Source organism: Pantoea sp. SS70 (assembly GCF_029866845.1).
In the GTDB taxonomy this organism is placed as follows: Bacteria; Pseudomonadota; Gammaproteobacteria; order Enterobacterales; family Enterobacteriaceae; genus Pantoea; species Pantoea leporis.
In genome coordinates, this window is the sequence record NZ_CP117200.1 from 577,686 (window position 1) to 593,417 (window position 15,732).

Here is a 15,732-nt window from a genome sequence, read left to right on the forward strand (position 1 = left end):
GAGGGCGCGTCTCAGGTTTTTTTTTGCGCGAAATTCAGGGCATGAGTTTAGGGCATTGTTCAGGAGAAAGAGTGATGCAATATCAGGAACTGGCGGATGACATCTTTGCCGGTGTTGGCGGCAAAGAGAACATCATCAGCGTGATGCACTGCGCCACGCGCTTACGCTTCAAACTAAAAAACAGTCAAAAAGCGCAAACTGCGGCGTTAAAAGACAATCCTGGCGTGATTATGGTGGTGGAGAGCGGTGGCCAATATCAGGTGGTGATTGGCAATCAGGTGGCGGAAGTGTATCGCGAACTCACGTCACGTCACGGGCTGGATAATCAGAGCGAGGCAGCAGATAACGCTGCACCGCAAGGCTTATTTGCACGCTTTATCGATCTGGTTTCCGGCATCTTCACCCCCTTTATCGGCGTGATGATCGCCACCGGCATCATCAAAGGGTTGCTGGCGTTGGCGTTGGTGCTCGGCGTGATGGGTGCCGACAGCGGCAGCTACAAAGTGCTGTTTGTTGCCAGCGACGGTTTGTTCTACTTCCTGCCGATTTTGCTCGGCTACAGCGCCGGTAAAAAATTTGGCGGTAATCCGTTTGTCAGCATGGCGATTGCCGCTGCGCTGGTGCATCCAATGATTCTCGAAGTGCTGCAACAGCAGCAGCAGGGCAATGCGCTGACCTTCATCGGTATCCCACTCAAAGTGTTGAACTACAGCTCGTCGGTGATTCCGATTATTTTCGCGGCCTGGGTTTCCAGCCTGATTGAACGCTGGGTGCATCCGCGTTCGCCCAGCGCGGTGCGTAACTTCACTACGCCGTTGTGCTGCCTGCTGATCACCGTGCCGCTGACGTTTCTGGCGATTGGTCCGGCGGCGACCTGGCTGAGCCGCATGTTGGCCGAAGGTTATCTGTGGATTTACAGCCTGAGCCCCATGATTGCGGGTGCGGTGATGGGCGCGATTTGGCAAGTGTGCGTGATTTTCGGTCTGCACTGGGGTTTAGTGCCGATCATGCTGAACAACCTCGCCAACTTTGGTCACGACACGCTACTGCCCTTGCTGATGCCTGCGGTGCTGGGCCAGGCGGGCGCCACGCTTGGTATTTTCCTGCGCACCCGCGAAGCGAAACTGAAAGCGATGGCGGGATCAGCCTTTACCGCTAGCATCTTCGGCATCACCGAGCCGGCGGTATATGGCGTGACGCTACCGCGTCGTCGTCCGTTTATCTTCGGCTGCATCGGTGGCGCCTTGGGCGCGGCGATCCTTGGCTTCTGGCACACCACCATTTACTCCTTTGGTTTCCCGAGTGTCTTCACCTTTATTCAGGTGGTGCCAAACAGCGGCATTGATGCCAGCGTGCTGGCGGCATTTGCCGGTGCGGCGGTGGCGCTGATCTTCGCTTGCGTCAGCACTTATCTGTTCGGTCTGACCGAGCTCGCAACCGAAGCGGTTGCGCCGCCGGCAGAGGTTGCTCCGCCCACCAGCCTGACGCGCCGCGAAAGCGTGGTCAGTCCGATGGCGGGCGATGTCATTCCGCTCGATCAGGTTAAAGATGAAACTTTTGCCAGCGGATTGCTCGGTAAAGGCGCGGCGATTATCCCGCAGCGGGGCCGCGTGGTATCGCCGATCGATGGCGTGGTGTCGTCAATGTTCCGCACCGGCCATGCGATTGGCCTGACATCGGCGCAGGGTGCAGAAGTGTTGATCCACGTTGGCCTCGATACCGTGAAGCTCGATGGACACTATTTCTCTCCGAAAGTAGTGAACGATCAGCCGGTCAAGGTGGGCGATTTGCTGCTGGAGTTCGATCTCGATGCGATTAAAGCCGCAGGCTTTGACCTCACTACGCCAGTGCTGGTGAGTAATAGCGATGACTTTGTGGATGTGTTAACCCTGAGCCGCACGGCCGTGAGCGAAGGCGCTCCGTTGTTGGCCGTGCTGAAATAATAGAGGAGTAAACAGATGACTAAACGTTTCCCGGACGGATTTTTATGGGGCGGCGCCGTTGCCGCAAACCAGGTTGAAGGCGCGTATCAGGAAGGCGGCAAAGGTTTATCGACCTCCGACCTGCAACCCAAGGGCATATTTGGTGCACGCGTCGAGCGCAGCGATGACGATTTTGGCATCAAGGATACTGCCATCGATTTCTATAACCGCTTCCCGGAGGACATTAAACTGTTCGCCGAGATGGGCTTTACCGTACTGCGTACCTCGATTGCCTGGACGCGCATCTTCCCGCAGGGCGATGAAGCGGAACCTAATGAAGCGGGATTAGCCTATTACGATCGCCTGTTCGATGAGATGGCGAAATACAACATCACGCCGCTGGTGACACTGTCACATTACGAAATGCCGTACGGCTTGATCAAAAAGTACGGTGGCTGGGGCAATCGCATCACCATTGATTGCTTTGAACGCTATGCGCGCGCGGTGTTCACCCGCTTCCAGCACAAGGTGAAGCTATGGCTGACCTTTAATGAGATCAACATGTCGCTGCACGCGCCGTTCACCGGCGTAGGTCTGGCGGAAGAGAGCGATCAGCAGGCAATCTATCAGGCGATTCATCATCAGCTGGTGGCGAGCGGGCGCGCGGTGAAAGCCTGCCATGAAATCGTTAAGGACGGCAAAATCGGTAACATGCTGCTGGGCGCGCTGCTCTATCCGCTGAGCTGCCGTCCGGCGGACGTGCTGGAAACCTTGCAACAGAACCGCGAATGGCTGTTCTTTGGCGATGTACAGGTGCGCGGCGCGTATCCGGCCTATATGAAGCGCTTCTTCGCCGATCGTAACATCAGCATTGAGATCACCGATGCCGATAAGCATGACCTGCAAAACACCGTCGATTACATCTCCTTCAGCTACTACATGACCGGCTGCGTTACCACTAACGAAGAGGAGAACCAGAAAGCGCGCGGCAACATTCTCTCGATGGTGCCGAACCCACATCTGCCGAGTTCCGATTGGGGTTGGCAGATCGACCCTGAAGGGTTGCGCATTCTGCTTAACATCCTCTATGACCGCTATCAGAAGCCATTGTTCATCGTAGAAAACGGGCTTGGTGCCAAAGATGTGGTGGAAGCGGACGGGCAAATTAACGACGATTACCGTATTCAGTATCTCAACGATCACCTGGTGCAGGTGCGTGAAGCGATTGAAGATGGCGTCGAGGTATTGGGTTATACCTGCTGGGGGCCGATTGATTTGGTCAGCGCGTCAAAAGCCGAGTTCTCCAAGCGTTACGGCTTTATCTACGTTGATCGCGATGACGCGGGTAACGGCACGCTGGCGCGTTCACGTAAGAAGAGTTTCTTCTGGTATCAGGACGTGATTCGTAGCCATGGTGCAGCGTTGAAATAAGTGAGTTGAATGAAGGGTGCGCAATCATGCGCACCTGGTTTACGCCTCGTCCGCATCATCCTGCAACGCCAGCGTCTCTTTGCGTACCCGCTCAATATGAATGGTGAGAAACATGCGTTCCTCGCTGGAGAGCTGATACAGGTATTTCTGCTGAATATGCTGGTCAATCTTTACTGCACATTGATAGGCGAGCGGATATTTGTCGCGCACCACATCATGCAAAGATTCATCCTCGCTCCACACGCCGCGTTTGCCCAACATGCGTTGCGCAAAGAACTTCAGATGGTTGACGAAACGGTTGTAGCTCAGGCTCTCTGTGCGGTAATCCAGCTGCAGGCGATACTTCACGATATGCAGGATTTCCTGCATAAATTGCGTGATGTGCGAAACATCGGCGAAATCACTACCAAGCTGCGCATTCACCAGATGCAGCGCGATAAATCCGGCCTCATCTTCCGGCAACGCTACGCCCAGCCGCTGGTTAATCAGTTCCAACGCTTCGATACCCAATGAAAACTCTTTCGGATAGAGCGTTTTGATCTCCCACTTCAACACGTTACGAATCGGGATGCCTTGCTGATGGCGCTCAATCGCAAAATGGCAGTGATCGCACAGTGCGATGGAGAGGCTTTCATGCAGCGGCTGGCCCAGCTGCTGACGTGCGTTGGCAATGATCAGTTCGCTGGTGGTGATCACCTCGAGCGGGATATCCGACAGCAGTTCGCTGAGCCGGCCCGTTAAGGTGTCGCTTTGTAGCGCAAATACTTTTTCGATCTGCTGTGCATCCAGTTCGTCGCCCACGCGCTTCTGAAACGCCAAACCGCGTCCCATCACCACCTGTTCTTTGCCGTTGTCGCCCAGCACCACCGCGACATTATTGTTGAGGATTTTCGCGATTTTCATTTTTATCTGCCCTGAAAATAAAAAACCTGACCCACCGGGAGGACGGCGTGTCAGGTTTTGCCTGCGCTGAACGCAGTAACAATCTCGCCAGATCATAATCGGCTCTGCTTTCCCGACAAGCAGAGCGACAGTTAAATGTGAAACGCATCATATTTCCAGCGCAATTAATCAGATGCGTTGATGGCGCAATTTAATGAATGTAAGGATAGCGTAAGGAAATGATCAGATTTCTATAAAGTTTGCGTTAAGGCTGCCGATAGTACCGTAACGTTAAATTAACAGGAGTTGCGTACATGACTGGGATTTCAACATTAGGCGTCGGTTCAGGACTGGGTTTAAGCACCATTCTCGACAAACTGACCGCGGCAGAAAAACAATCGCTGGCACCGATTTCCAAACAACAATCCGCTGCGACCGCGAAGTTGTCCGCCTACGGCACCCTTAAAACCGCGATTCAGACCTTCCAGACGGCAAACAATAAATTAAACGATGCCGCGCTTTATACTTCGACGACCACAGCATCCAGTTCCAGTGCGTTTAGCGCCGATTCCAACGGCAATGCGCTGGCGGGAAAATACACCATCAGCGTGCAGAAGCTGGCGCAATCCCAGACGCTAACCAGCGAGACGAAAACCGATATCAAAGCGGCGATAGGTAGCGATGCCGCGTCCAGAACCCTGAAATTTGTTAACGCGGAAGGTAAAGAGAAAAGCATTACGCTAACCAAAGATCAGACTTCGCTTTCGGCGATTCGTGACACCATCAACAAATCCGACGTTGGCGTTACTGCAAGCCTGATCAAGGTCTCCGCCACGGAATACCGTTTGTCGCTGACATCATCGGCATCCGGCACCGCCAATGCGGTGAAATCGCTGAGCGTGACCGGCGATGATACCTTGCAGGATTTTATCGGCTTTGATGCATCAGATGCGGCCAGCAGCGGCATGGCGCAAAGCGTCGAGGCGCAGAATGCTAAGCTGACCGTAAACAATGTGGCGATTGAGAGCAGCAGCAACGTTATCACCGACGCGGTGGAAGGCATCACGCTGAAGCTTAACGATGAAACCAGCGGCAACCAAACGCTGACGGTGAGCAGCGATACCAACAAGGCGAAAACCGCCATTACCGATTGGGTGAATGCCTATAACTCGCTGCAGGATACGATGGCGAGTTTGACTAAATACACGCCAGTGGATGCGGGTAAAGATCCGGACGGGAAGAATGGAGCGCTACTCGGTGATGGCACACTGCGTAATATTCAGGTGCAACTGAAAAGTATTCTGGCCAACAGCTCGGGTTCAGGTGTTTATAAAACGCTATCTCAGGCGGGCATTACTACCGATCCCACTAACGGCCAACTTAAGCTGGATGCCACCAAACTGACCACCAGCTTGCAAGTGAAACCAGAAGCGATTCGGGACATGTTTGTCGGTGATGGCAAAAAAACCGGTGTTTCGACGGTGCTGAACACCACATTCACCGCATTTCTCAGCAGTAAAGGTGTGTTGCAGGGCGCGACGGATTCCATCAGTAAAAAACTGAATACGCTAACCGATCAGTACAATACCGCCAGCAAACGTATTGATGACACGATTGCGCGGTATAAAAAGCAGTTCACCAATCTGGATAAGATGGTCAGCGTGCTGAATAACACCAGCAACTATCTCACCGAGCAGTTTAGCAATAGTACAAAGACCAATAAGTAAGCGTAACGCGGTCGCCATAAATGGCGATCGCTATTTCTGAAACTAGCCTTACTTTTTCTTATTCAGCATGGCCTTCAAATCGGCAAAAGGATTATAGGTGGCTTCACCAACATCCTTCTGCGCATCTTCACCTGCCACAACACGTGTGCCGTACTGATCCGCTTCGGTGTATTTCGAGTGCTCGTGATCGTGACAATAGAGGCACAACAACTCCCAGTTACTGCCATCTTCTGGGTTATTGGTATGGTCGTGATCGATATGGTGAACGGTTAATTCGCGCAGGTTGGAATAAACAAATTCACGCGAGCAGCGGCCGCATACCCACGGATAGATTTTCAATGCTTCCTCACGATAGCCGCTTTCCAGCCGCGAGTAGTTTTTAGGGATCAGAGCCATTGCAGACGTTACCTGTTAGAAAGAGATAAAGCGACATGTTATCTGCACATCCCGCAGCTGCCAATGATGTTTATCATTCCTGAGCATCCGTTCTAAAAAACCGCCTACACTAGTTTGTAACTACGCGGAAATAAAAGACCGCCCGACCCCGTTCGATGGAAATTCACTCATAAAATGATGCCCGTTAATGATTCTCCGTCGGTAAGCCGGATGCAACGTATCGCTTTGACGATGATGGTGGCATTGCTGGCCACCATCCCTCTATGGACTAACAAAATTTATTATCGGGATGATCTTTACCGGATATTAGATGGGGATAGATCAACATGGCTAAGTAACGGGAGGCCGGGCACCTGGTTATTACAATCCCTGATCTCTTTTGGTGATACGGTCAGCGATATTTCTCCGCTTAATTTACTGCTCGGATTGCTGGCGCTAAGTATTGCTGCGGTATTTTTCACGGAAAGATTGAGAATTCCGCTGGCGGGTTTCTGGTCATTTCTCCCGCCGCTATTTGTCATTCTTAATCCCTTTCTGACGCAGGGAATGCTCTATACCTATGACAGTCTCACCATACTTCTGTCATTTGCAGGCGCCATGCTGGCAAGCATGGTTAATCGCGCAAAGCCTTTTCAGGAGATCGTTTACACGGCGCTGATATTATTGCTGATTCAGACACTCTATCAGCCAGGGCTCAATGTCTATATTGCCTGTGTAGCCTTGCTGGTCGTCTCTCGACTGGTAAATGATCAATCCAGCTGGAAGTGGCTGTGCGGGAAAATAGTGGCGCTGGGCATTGCCATCCTGACTTATAAACTCGCGATGAATTATTTATTGCCGGTGAAGATCGACTGGTACAGCATGAAACACAGCAAGCTGTTATCACTGAATTCCGATTCTCTGCAAGTCCTTATCAACACTATTAAGGCGTTCAGTGACCTTTTTCTCAGCGCCTATCCGCGCGGCATGATGGTATTTATAGGGCTGCCTATGCTGATAATGTTTTCAGGCCTTGTTTTGATGGTTCGAAACTTAAAACAGCAGCAGAAGTTGACGCTAAGTGCGGTCTTAATGCTGTTCAGTGCGGGATTGATCGTCATCATCGCCATCCCCGGGCTTTCATTGGCCTTAGCCACGCCGTTATTTGCACCGCGTATGCTGGGCGCATGCAGCATTACTTTCCTGTTCTGTTTCTATGTAGCCGTTTATTCATTACCTGCAATAAGAAGCTGGCTGGCGGGATTGAGTGCGATATTGCTGTTTTATCATCTGGTGGTGATGCTGGTCACTTTTAACACTGTAGTTAACGATCAACGTTATCAAATGGAGGTGATGAATCAGATCAAAATCACGCTTTCTGCTCCCGCTGCCCAATCGATTGATTCACTCGCCTTTATTGGGCAGTTGAATGATGCTCCAGAAGTACAAACCAATATTCGTAACTTCCCCATCATCGATCATATCCGCATGAAAATGTTGGGTGAGTCTGAACCGTGGATATGGCTGGCGCTGATCAAACATGTAGGTTTGAGATTGAAAGCGGTGAAAGCAACGGATGAAATGAGAGTAATTAAACCGCGTCAGGTTCTGGCGCAGGGACCCGATTATGACGCCTTTCAGGATGGGCAAACGATGGTGATTGATTTTAGAAAATCGGGTGGGCAGATTAATAAACTTTAATTCAACGGCTCAGTCCGGTTGCGGGTGGGTAATAATCCCGGACTGAGCTTTTATCTGGTGTTATTTATTCAACAGTTCTTTGCGAACAATTTCTGCACCTGCACTCAATGCATCTAGCTTGCCTCTTGCCACACCGCGTGGCAGAGGAATCATGCCGCAGTTGGTACAAGGGTAGAGTTTATCAGCATCAACAAACTGCAGGGCTTTACGCAGCGTTGCTGCAACTTCTTCTGGCGTTTCAATGGTATTGCTTGCCACGTCAATGGCACCAACCATCACTTTTTTGCCGCGAATCAGTTCCATCAACTCCATCGGCACATGCGAGTTTTGACACTCCAGTGAGATGATATCGATATTCGACTTTTGCAGTTTAGGGAATATCTCTTCATATTGACGCCATTCTGTGCCCAGCGTCTTTTTCCAGTCGGTATTCGCTTTGATGCCATAGCCGTAGCAAATATGCACTGCGGTTTCGCATTTCAGCCCTTCAATGGCTCTTTCTAAGGTTGCGATACCCCAATCATTCACTTCGTCGAAAAAGACGTTAAATGCCGGCTCATCAAACTGAATAATATCGACGCCCACCGCTTCTAACTCTTTCGCTTCTTCATTGAGAATTTTAGCGAATTCCCATGCCAGTTTTTCGCGGCTTTTATAGTGGTTGTCATAAAGCGTGTCGATCATGGTCATTGGACCCGGCAGCGCCCATTTAATGGGACGATCAGTTTGCTGACGTAAAAACTTTGCATCTTCAACAAATACTGATTTTTGACGACTCACCGGACCCACAACGGTCGGCACACTGGCATCATAACGATCGCGGATTTTAACGATCTCGCGCTTCTCAAAATCTACGCCGTTGAGATGTTCAATAAAGGTGGTGACGAAGTGCTGGCGGGTTTGCTCGCCGTCACTGACGATATCAATTCCTGCCTGCTGTTGATCGTCCAGGCACAAACGCAGCGCATCTTGTTTGCCGTCGGTTAATTCCTGATCTTGCAATTTCCACGGTGACCACAACGTTTCCGGCTGAGCCAGCCACGATGGTTTCGGTAAACTACCAGCAGTGGAAGTCGGTAATAATTTTTTCATAGCAGGTGACCTTATATTTTTATCGGTAATCAAAGAACGGGAGTAAACCATTGCTCAAGAAGAGTTTGATATGGCTTGATGAAGCGCTCTTCCGTGAACTTTCCTTGTTCAATAGCCAGATGGCTACGTTCTTCTCGATCATAAACAATTCGCGTTAAAGAATAATCCTGATGGCTCAGGCTTGGCTGATAGTGTCTACCAGCTGCAGAATTCGCATTGTAAATCTCAGGGCGGTAGATCTTCTGGAACGTCTCCATGGTGCTGATGGTGCTAATCAGCTCAAGATTGGTGTAATCACTGAGTAAATCGCCATGGAAATAGAAGGCCAGAGGCGCAGCACTGTTTGCCGGCATAAAATAGCGTGCCCGCAGGCCCATTTTGCCGAAGTATTCGTCAGTCAGAGAAAGTTCATCCTGCTGATATTCAATGCCCAATACCGGATGTTCATTACCGGTGCGGTAATAGGTATTTTTACTGGATACGCTCAGGCAAATAACCGGCGCTTTATTGAAATTCGCTTTGTAAGCTTCTGAGTTAACGAAATGCTTGAAGATGTTGCCATGCAGATCGCCAAAATTATCTGGCGTGCGGAATTCAGTATGGTTCTTGTTGTGCTCAGACAATAAAACGCTGAAATCATAATCACGCACGTAAGAAGAGAAGTTATTTCCAACAATCCCTTCAATGCGTTCGTTGGTTTTTTTATCAACGATATTGGTTTTCAATATTTCGATCACCGGGAAGGTGCTGTTGTTGCCCTCAGCACCCAGATTCAGCTCAGCAGAAATAATCTCTAGCTCAACCGCGTAACGATCGCTTTTAGGGTTGTCCCAATGCGCCAGTGAATTGAAACGGTTATCAATCATCACTAAGGCGTTGCGCAGGTTCTCCTGACGCTTTTCACCACGCGCCAAATTGGCAAAATTGGTGGTGATGCGTGTATTGCCAGAAGGATTGTAATTTTCGTCGAAACGAAGGCTCTTAACAGTAAAAGTAAAGGCGTTGTTCATTTTAGTCTGCTATCCCGGTTACCAATAAAAAGCCTTGCTGTCGCTGGATTTCAGGATTTCCCAATGCTTTTGCAGGGTACTTTCATTCAGCAGGCTTGATATTATTTTAAGTTATTAACAATGGTACTTTTATGCCTGAGTCACTGGTTGAAAAAAAGTGATTTAATTTCATCGAACATGAAGGAATTTCATGATGAGGAGAGGAGGATGAACGGCGCTCACTGTAGCCAGCCTGTTCAACCTGGCAGAGGCTCTACAATTAAAGGTATACTCTTCCACAAATTTTTAACCGGTTAAGACACGACAATGGCAAAACTCACCTTACAAGAGCAGCTGCTGAAAGCAGGCTTAGTCAGCAGCAAAAAAATGGACAAGGTCCAGAGAACCGCTAAGAAATCACGCGTTCAGGCTCGTGAGGCCAGAGAAGCGGTGGAAGAGAACAAAAAGGCTCAGCTTGAGCGTGATAAGCAGTTGAGCGAACAGCAAAAGCAAGCGGCGTTATCGAAAGAGTACAAAGCGCAGGTTAAGCAGCTGATCGAAATGAACAAAATCGATATCTCTAAAGGCAATATTGGTTTTAATTTCACCGACAATAATTTGATCAAAAAAATCGACGTCGATAAGCAAACGCAGACACAACTGATTAATGGCCGATTGGCGATTGCGCGCCTGGCCGTCGATAGCAAAGGCGAGAGCCAATACGCGATTATTCCTGCCAGCGTCGCCGATAAAATTGCGCAGCGTGATGCGAACAGCATCGTGTTGAATAGTGCATTGAGTCAGGAAGCGCAGGATGAAGACGATCCGTACGCTGATTTCAAAGTGCCTGATGATTTAATGTGGTAAGCACAATGCCGGTTGCGCTGTCAGAACGGGCAGGCACACCGGGCGTTTAGGCACTCGCCGCTGACCGGATGAACAAACTTCAACTCGCTGGCGTGTAACATCAGACGCGGGGCGTGTTCGGTCCCCGCCAGCATAAGACCGCCATACAGGTCGCAACCCAAAATCGGATGGCCCAACAGCTGGCAATGGATACGCAGCTGATGGGTGCGTCCAGTCTCTGGCGTAAGTTCCACCCGCGTTAATGGCATGAACGTCTTATCTTCCAATAGGTGATGAGTGCGCTCAATCACCTGATAGCGTGAGCGAGCTGGCTTACCATTGATTGGGCAAATTGACATCAATGGAAATAGCGTCGGATCTTTGGCAATCGGCGCGTCAATCACACCTTCGTCGTCATGCAGATGCCCGCACAACAGTGCACGATAAATCTTGGTCACGCTGCGCTGGCTAAACTGCTGGCAAATTGCGGCATTGATCGCCTTATTGCGGGCAATCACCATTAACCCTGATGTGCCGAAATCCAGACGATGCACCAGCGTGCAGCCGGGGAAAAGCTTCACTAACCGATGATGCACAGAATCGAGATTGCGCGGATTCTTCCCCGACAGGCTGAGCAGACCAGCTGGTTTATTGATCAGCAGCAGATGATCGTCCTGGTAGAGAATCTCAATCTCTTCAAGACATTGCGGGGCAATAAAGGTATCGATAATCGTAGACATCAGGCTGCCCGGCTGGCGAAGGGATGCGGATAATAGCGAATTTTGCGGCAACTGGCGAATCCGGGCATGTGTCTATTCGCTCAGGCGAAATTTATCGTCCAGACTTAAAGCAAAGACGTGGTCTGCGCAGGCAATGTGCTTTACACTGCGCGCTGAAAAAACTGAGTAGATAACGATTAGGTAGGCGGCAATGGCGATGAACGGAACGATCACAACCTGGTTTCAGGATAAAGGTTTTGGATTTATCAAAGATGAAAATGGCGATAACCGCTATTTCCATGTGATTAAGGTCGCTAACCCTGAGCTGATCAAGAAAGACGCGGCGGTGACCTTTGAACCCACCACCAATAACAAAGGTTTGTCCGCGTATGCGGTGAAGGTCTCACCTGAGAGCAAATACATCTATATTGCCGGCGAGCGCCTGAAGCTCACCTCGATCAAATCTTATGTGGTTTACAGCGAAGACGTGCCGGTTGAAACGCGCATCGATAAAGAGAATACCGTGCTGTCGGTAGGTATTCTGATGAATAGCATCAAGCCGAAAACAGACGTTAAGCCGGATGAAACGCGCTCACTGAAAAAACTGGCGGTGACCACCTTTCAGGGAACGACTTTGATTTTCACGGCGGATGAAATTGATATTGATGCCACGGTGAAAATGCTTAAGGTGTGAAGATATTGTGATTAATTCTCAGCGGAAATCCTCACGCAGGATTTCCGCATTGATTATGCCGTTGGCCTTTCGTTCCATGCGTCGGTGAATTGAATATTTCCATCAACATATTTCCACGTGATCTTCGCATAACGCAGCGCAACGCTTTCCATATGTCCGGTTCCTGGACAATTACGCGTGTCATGCATGATCGGCGATATCGAGATGACCTTTACGTCTTCCATTAATATGTTGAAGTACTCTTCTTCCTGACCAGCATCACTGATGCGGTACCATTTGATTTCAGCTTCTTTTAACGTCTGACCTGTTGCCACAGCCTTGTATAAATAAGGTGACGCAGAATCAATTTCTTTCTCAAACATAAATGGAGCATGTTGCCGTGTGCCTGTTAGCTTGCCGGTACTGTTGTCGGTGGGAATAGAGAGAAGATGCTGTACACCCCGTAATTCAATGCTGCCCTCACGGTGCATCACGTCTGAACCGCCTCTGATTACTGCGCCGCCATCATCTTTAATAAACATATGAACGGGTATAGCCATGTGAATCTCCTTAGTTAGTCATACAACCAGCGTCCAGCTTTAGCCGACTCCACAAACATACGTACAGTTAGTGGTTTAACGTCTTGTTGAATTGGATCCTTAGAAAAGTATTTTCGGAAAACTGTTTCTGTTTTCCACGGATAATAAGCATCAAAATTTATAACTGTTGTATCGACATGATATTTTTTACCAAAATCCTGAATGGCATAGGGCAACTCATCCCATCCGGCGTAGCCTTGTAATGGAGTATCAAATTCGATTGGAATGGGTTTTAAACTCCATGTGGTCATGAGAGATAACTCGCCACGAAAAAAATCTAATATTTGATGTTCGTCTACCATACTCGATCTTCTTCTCTCACGATCATGTTGTAGGTTGAAACAGTCTTATAGACTATTTGAGAAAGATCATTTGCTAGCAAGACCCATCCTACAACCGGCACAGTTCGACCAACAAAAGCCCCAAGATTGTTTGTCCACATCGGCTTGAGTAACTTAATGCTGGTGTTAGTGAACGTTGGCAAAGGTCTGGGCAATTTCACATTCAGAATTTGACGCGAATATTTAGAGGCGATCGAAGTACCAGGTGTAGCATTGCCGGGCTTACCTCTTGTACCCAGAACAGGAAGACCAAGAATGATGCTGCTCACCGCAACAATGTTATTGATGCCACCTACATGCTCATCAATATTGTCCAAAAGTATCCAAAAAAATAATTCACCAGCTGAAACATTGCTGACTCCTTTGTAAAAGTACGTCCCATTAAGCTGCTCAACCGTATCCATAATCATCCTCCCTGAATTACAGGCGGCCAGATTACAACATGATGAACGCTATTTTTTGTTCAAAAGAGAGGAGTGGAACCACTAATAGCGGGTTAACTATTGGAGAGTTTAGGGAGACTATGGCAGCGTTTGCCTGATAAAGGCAGCGTGGTCGCCATGATTGGCGACCCAGCGTTTTCGTAGGGTGCACATGTATGCGCACCGGCTAAATCAGCTTAAAAACTCTGCCAATCCGCATCATTCACCACCGCAACGCGCGAGGGTTTAACGAATAAAGCCGTACGCACCACAGCCTGCTTTTGCTGAACTTCGCCAGCCGCCGCGACATGGAATTTACCCACCAGTTGATTCAAATTCCCGGCCTGTTCCTGCAGCGATTGCGAAGCGGCAGAGGCTTCTTGCACCAGCGCGGCGTTCTGCTGCGTAACGTCGTCCATCTGATTCACCGCTTGCTGCACCTGCACGATGCCCTGACTCTGCTCGACAGCGGCAGCGGCAATCTCTTCCACCAGTTGGCTTACCTGATGAATGGCATCGTTCATCACGCTCATATTACGGCCTACGTCGCTGGCCTGCGCAGCACCGGCTTCGGTCAGACGATGTGACTCTTCGATCAGCGTTTTGATTTCGCGCGCGGCGGTGGTTGAACGTTGCGACAAGTTGCGCACTTCACCGGCGACTACGGCGAAGCCTTTGCCGTGTTCACCGGCACGTGCGGCTTCAACGGCGGCGTTCAGCGCCAGAATGTTGGTTTGGAAGGCGATGCCTTCAATGATCGAGACGATTTCCGTAACTTTGCGCGAGCTACCACGAATGTTATCCATGGTTGAAAGCATGGTGGTCAGTGATGTGCTGCTCTTCTCCGACAATCCGCTGGCGTTAGCGGCAAGCTGACTGGCCTGGCGCGTGTTATCAGCGGTTTGACGCACGGTTTCACTCAGCTCGGTCATGCTGGCCGCGGTTTGCTCCAGCGATGCCGCCTGTTGCTCGGTGCGTGATGAGAGATCTTCATTGCCCGCGGAAATCTGTACCGATGCGCTGCTCACTGATTGTGACGCCTGACGCACCGAGGAGAGCGCGCCTGATACGCGATCCATCAGGACGTTAAACGAGTGCGCCATGTTGCCCACTTCATCACGACGGCTCTCATCTGCTTTCAGCGTCAAATCGAGGTTTTCGCTGGCAGTCATCATCACTTTGCCCGCAGCAGACAAGCTGCGACGGATACGCAATACGGTGAACAGCGACAGCACGCCAAAAATCAGCACGGTGGCGATAACGCCGGTGATGGTCGTCCATAACACCGAGTGGAACGTGCTGCGGTTGGTGGCGCGCAGTTCATCGCCAATGGCGATATTCAGCTGCAGCTGTTTTTGATAATCGCTAATCAGCTGGCGAATGGCGGCTCCGATACCGGTTTGTCCATCAATCAGATTGAGGCTGATATCATTTTGATGCGCACGCGAGGCGGTGATAAATGGCGCCAGTGCGGCGGTGACGTGCTGAATATTGGCATAAGCGACTTCGGTTAAGCGCTTATCTTCATCGCTGGAGATATCGTGCGCCATGTAGTAATCGGTCTGCGCCTTCAAATCCGCCAGCTGTTTCTGGATCTCGTCCTCAATAGCCGGCATTTTGCTGTCGTCGGTCTGGCTTTTGTGTTTGTAGAGCGTTAACGCCAACTGGTTACTGCCATCAATCAGTTTCCCCAGATCTTTGATCGAGGGAATCGCATTGGCCTGTACATATTCAAAGCGATCCTGAAAACCAGAGAGTAAGGAAATGGCGAGTATCGCTTGCAGGATGATGGCGCCAAACAGTATGGAAAAGGTGGCAAACAGACGTTGAGAGATGTTCATTTTATTATCCTTAATCTTAAAGCGTCCCGGCAAAAGCCGCGTAGGGAAGAGGGCAGATTAATAACCATCGGCAGATTGAGGAAATTAGTTAATTTTTTTATTCAGGGTTTAAGTCTTCAACTGGTTATCACGCTAATTTTTAACATTTTTGCCGGATACCAGCGCTGTATTG

Annotated in this window: 15 protein-coding genes; 6 read left to right on the plus strand and 9 right to left on the minus strand. The window is 49.8% G+C overall.

The window, feature by feature from the left end; genetic code table 11:
• Positions 1-74: 74 nt before the first annotated feature.
• Positions 75-1,943: a PTS beta-glucoside transporter subunit IIABC gene (gene bglF / locus PO881_RS22245; RefSeq protein WP_280173030.1), complete on the plus strand. Its 1,869-nt coding sequence runs from the start codon at positions 75-77 to the stop codon at positions 1,941-1,943.
• Positions 1,944-1,958: 15 nt separating this feature from the next.
• Positions 1,959-3,353, plus strand: coding sequence for a 6-phospho-beta-glucosidase (gene ascB / locus PO881_RS22250; RefSeq protein ID WP_277975259.1), 1,395 nt, complete (start codon positions 1,959-1,961; stop codon positions 3,351-3,353).
• Between the two features lie 39 nt (positions 3,354-3,392).
• Here ascB and PO881_RS22255 read toward each other — a convergent pair whose 3' ends face one another.
• Entirely contained in the window at positions 3,393-4,256 is an 864-nt protein-coding gene (locus PO881_RS22255; protein ID WP_137387031.1) for a PRD domain-containing protein, read from the minus strand.
• A 293-nt stretch (positions 4,257-4,549) separates the two neighbouring features.
• Here PO881_RS22255 and fliD point away from each other — a divergent pair, with 293 nt between their 5' ends.
• Positions 4,550-5,962 carry a flagellar filament capping protein FliD gene (fliD, locus tag PO881_RS22260; protein WP_110867167.1) on the plus strand — a complete coding sequence of 471 codons (1,413 nt, stop codon included), beginning with the start codon at positions 4,550-4,552 and terminating at the stop codon, positions 5,960-5,962.
• Positions 5,963-6,010: 48 nt separating this feature from the next.
• Here the strand turns inward: fliD and yajD are convergent, their stop codons facing one another.
• A complete protein-coding gene (gene yajD / locus PO881_RS22265; protein ID WP_280173031.1) occupies positions 6,011-6,358 on the minus strand; it encodes an HNH nuclease YajD in 348 nt (115 codons plus the stop codon).
• 210 nt (positions 6,359-6,568) lie between these two features.
• On the opposite strand from yajD, the gene PO881_RS22270 reads away from it, so the two are divergent.
• The gene (locus PO881_RS22270; RefSeq protein ID WP_280173032.1) at positions 6,569-8,038 is read left to right on the plus strand and encodes a glucosyltransferase domain-containing protein; all 1,470 of its coding nucleotides are present in this window, start codon (positions 6,569-6,571) and stop codon (positions 8,036-8,038) included.
• A 60-nt stretch (positions 8,039-8,098) separates the two neighbouring features.
• On the opposite strand, the gene PO881_RS22275 is transcribed toward PO881_RS22270, so the two are convergent.
• Positions 8,099-9,130, minus strand: a complete 1,032-nt coding sequence (locus PO881_RS22275; RefSeq protein WP_101761313.1) for a methionine synthase — start codon at positions 9,128-9,130, stop codon at positions 8,099-8,101.
• Positions 9,131-9,159: 29 nt separating this feature from the next.
• Positions 9,160-10,140, minus strand: a complete 981-nt coding sequence (locus tag PO881_RS22280) for a DUF1852 domain-containing protein (RefSeq protein ID WP_110867169.1) — start codon at positions 10,138-10,140, stop codon at positions 9,160-9,162.
• Positions 10,141-10,446: 306 nt separating this feature from the next.
• On the opposite strand from PO881_RS22280, the gene PO881_RS22285 reads away from it, so the two are divergent.
• Entirely contained in the window at positions 10,447-10,986 is a 540-nt protein-coding gene (locus PO881_RS22285) for a DUF2058 domain-containing protein (protein ID WP_101761315.1), read from the plus strand.
• A 20-nt stretch (positions 10,987-11,006) separates the two neighbouring features.
• Here PO881_RS22285 and PO881_RS22290 read toward each other — a convergent pair whose 3' ends face one another.
• Positions 11,007-11,705, minus strand: coding sequence for an RluA family pseudouridine synthase (locus PO881_RS22290; protein WP_192412782.1), 699 nt, complete (start codon positions 11,703-11,705; stop codon positions 11,007-11,009).
• 190 nt (positions 11,706-11,895) lie between these two features.
• On the opposite strand from PO881_RS22290, the gene PO881_RS22295 reads away from it, so the two are divergent.
• A complete protein-coding gene (locus PO881_RS22295) occupies positions 11,896-12,378 on the plus strand; it encodes a cold shock domain-containing protein (RefSeq protein WP_101761317.1) in 483 nt (160 codons plus the stop codon).
• 53 nt (positions 12,379-12,431) lie between these two features.
• Here the strand turns inward: PO881_RS22295 and tssD are convergent, their stop codons facing one another.
• The 4 genes from tssD to PO881_RS22315 all read right to left on the minus strand — a co-directional run bounded on the left by tssD (position 12,432) and on the right by PO881_RS22315 (position 15,560).
• Complete coding sequence (gene tssD / locus PO881_RS22300) at positions 12,432-12,917, minus strand: type VI secretion system tube protein TssD (RefSeq protein WP_192412784.1); 486 nt, start codon at positions 12,915-12,917, stop codon at positions 12,432-12,434.
• Between the two features lie 14 nt (positions 12,918-12,931).
• Positions 12,932-13,258, minus strand: a complete 327-nt coding sequence (locus PO881_RS22305; RefSeq protein WP_101761319.1) for a DUF1493 family protein — start codon at positions 13,256-13,258, stop codon at positions 12,932-12,934.
• Positions 13,252-13,701, minus strand: coding sequence for an STM2901 family protein (locus PO881_RS22310; protein WP_192412786.1), 450 nt, complete (start codon positions 13,699-13,701; stop codon positions 13,252-13,254). The genes PO881_RS22305 and PO881_RS22310 overlap by 7 nt, the downstream gene beginning before the upstream one ends.
• 215 nt (positions 13,702-13,916) lie before the next feature.
• The gene (locus PO881_RS22315; RefSeq protein WP_280173033.1) at positions 13,917-15,560 is read right to left on the minus strand and encodes a methyl-accepting chemotaxis protein; all 1,644 of its coding nucleotides are present in this window, start codon (positions 15,558-15,560) and stop codon (positions 13,917-13,919) included.
• Positions 15,561-15,732: the final 172 nt, after the last annotated feature.

Excerpts from the sequence above, each read along its gene's own strand:
- bglF (WP_280173030.1), top strand. The coding sequence starts at position 75 with ATGCAATATCAGGAACTGGCGGATGACATCTTTGCCGGTGTTGGCGGC.
- ascB (WP_277975259.1), top strand. The coding sequence starts at position 1,959 with ATGACTAAACGTTTCCCGGACGGATTTTTATGGGGCGGCGCCGTTGCC.
- PO881_RS22255 (WP_137387031.1), bottom strand. The coding sequence starts at position 4,256 with ATGAAAATCGCGAAAATCCTCAACAATAATGTCGCGGTGGTGCTGGGC.
- fliD (WP_110867167.1), top strand. The coding sequence starts at position 4,550 with ATGACTGGGATTTCAACATTAGGCGTCGGTTCAGGACTGGGTTTAAGC.
- yajD (WP_280173031.1), bottom strand. The coding sequence starts at position 6,358 with ATGGCTCTGATCCCTAAAAACTACTCGCGGCTGGAAAGCGGCTATCGT.
- PO881_RS22270 (WP_280173032.1), top strand. The coding sequence starts at position 6,569 with ATGCAACGTATCGCTTTGACGATGATGGTGGCATTGCTGGCCACCATC.
- PO881_RS22275 (WP_101761313.1), bottom strand. The coding sequence starts at position 9,130 with ATGAAAAAATTATTACCGACTTCCACTGCTGGTAGTTTACCGAAACCA.
- PO881_RS22280 (WP_110867169.1), bottom strand. The coding sequence starts at position 10,140 with ATGAACAACGCCTTTACTTTTACTGTTAAGAGCCTTCGTTTCGACGAA.
- PO881_RS22285 (WP_101761315.1), top strand. The coding sequence starts at position 10,447 with ATGGCAAAACTCACCTTACAAGAGCAGCTGCTGAAAGCAGGCTTAGTC.
- PO881_RS22290 (WP_192412782.1), bottom strand. The coding sequence starts at position 11,705 with ATGTCTACGATTATCGATACCTTTATTGCCCCGCAATGTCTTGAAGAG.
- PO881_RS22295 (WP_101761317.1), top strand. The coding sequence starts at position 11,896 with ATGGCGATGAACGGAACGATCACAACCTGGTTTCAGGATAAAGGTTTT.
- tssD (WP_192412784.1), bottom strand. The coding sequence starts at position 12,917 with ATGGCTATACCCGTTCATATGTTTATTAAAGATGATGGCGGCGCAGTA.
- PO881_RS22305 (WP_101761319.1), bottom strand. The coding sequence starts at position 13,258 with ATGGTAGACGAACATCAAATATTAGATTTTTTTCGTGGCGAGTTATCT.
- PO881_RS22310 (WP_192412786.1), bottom strand. The coding sequence starts at position 13,701 with ATGGATACGGTTGAGCAGCTTAATGGGACGTACTTTTACAAAGGAGTC.
- PO881_RS22315 (WP_280173033.1), bottom strand. The coding sequence starts at position 15,560 with ATGAACATCTCTCAACGTCTGTTTGCCACCTTTTCCATACTGTTTGGC.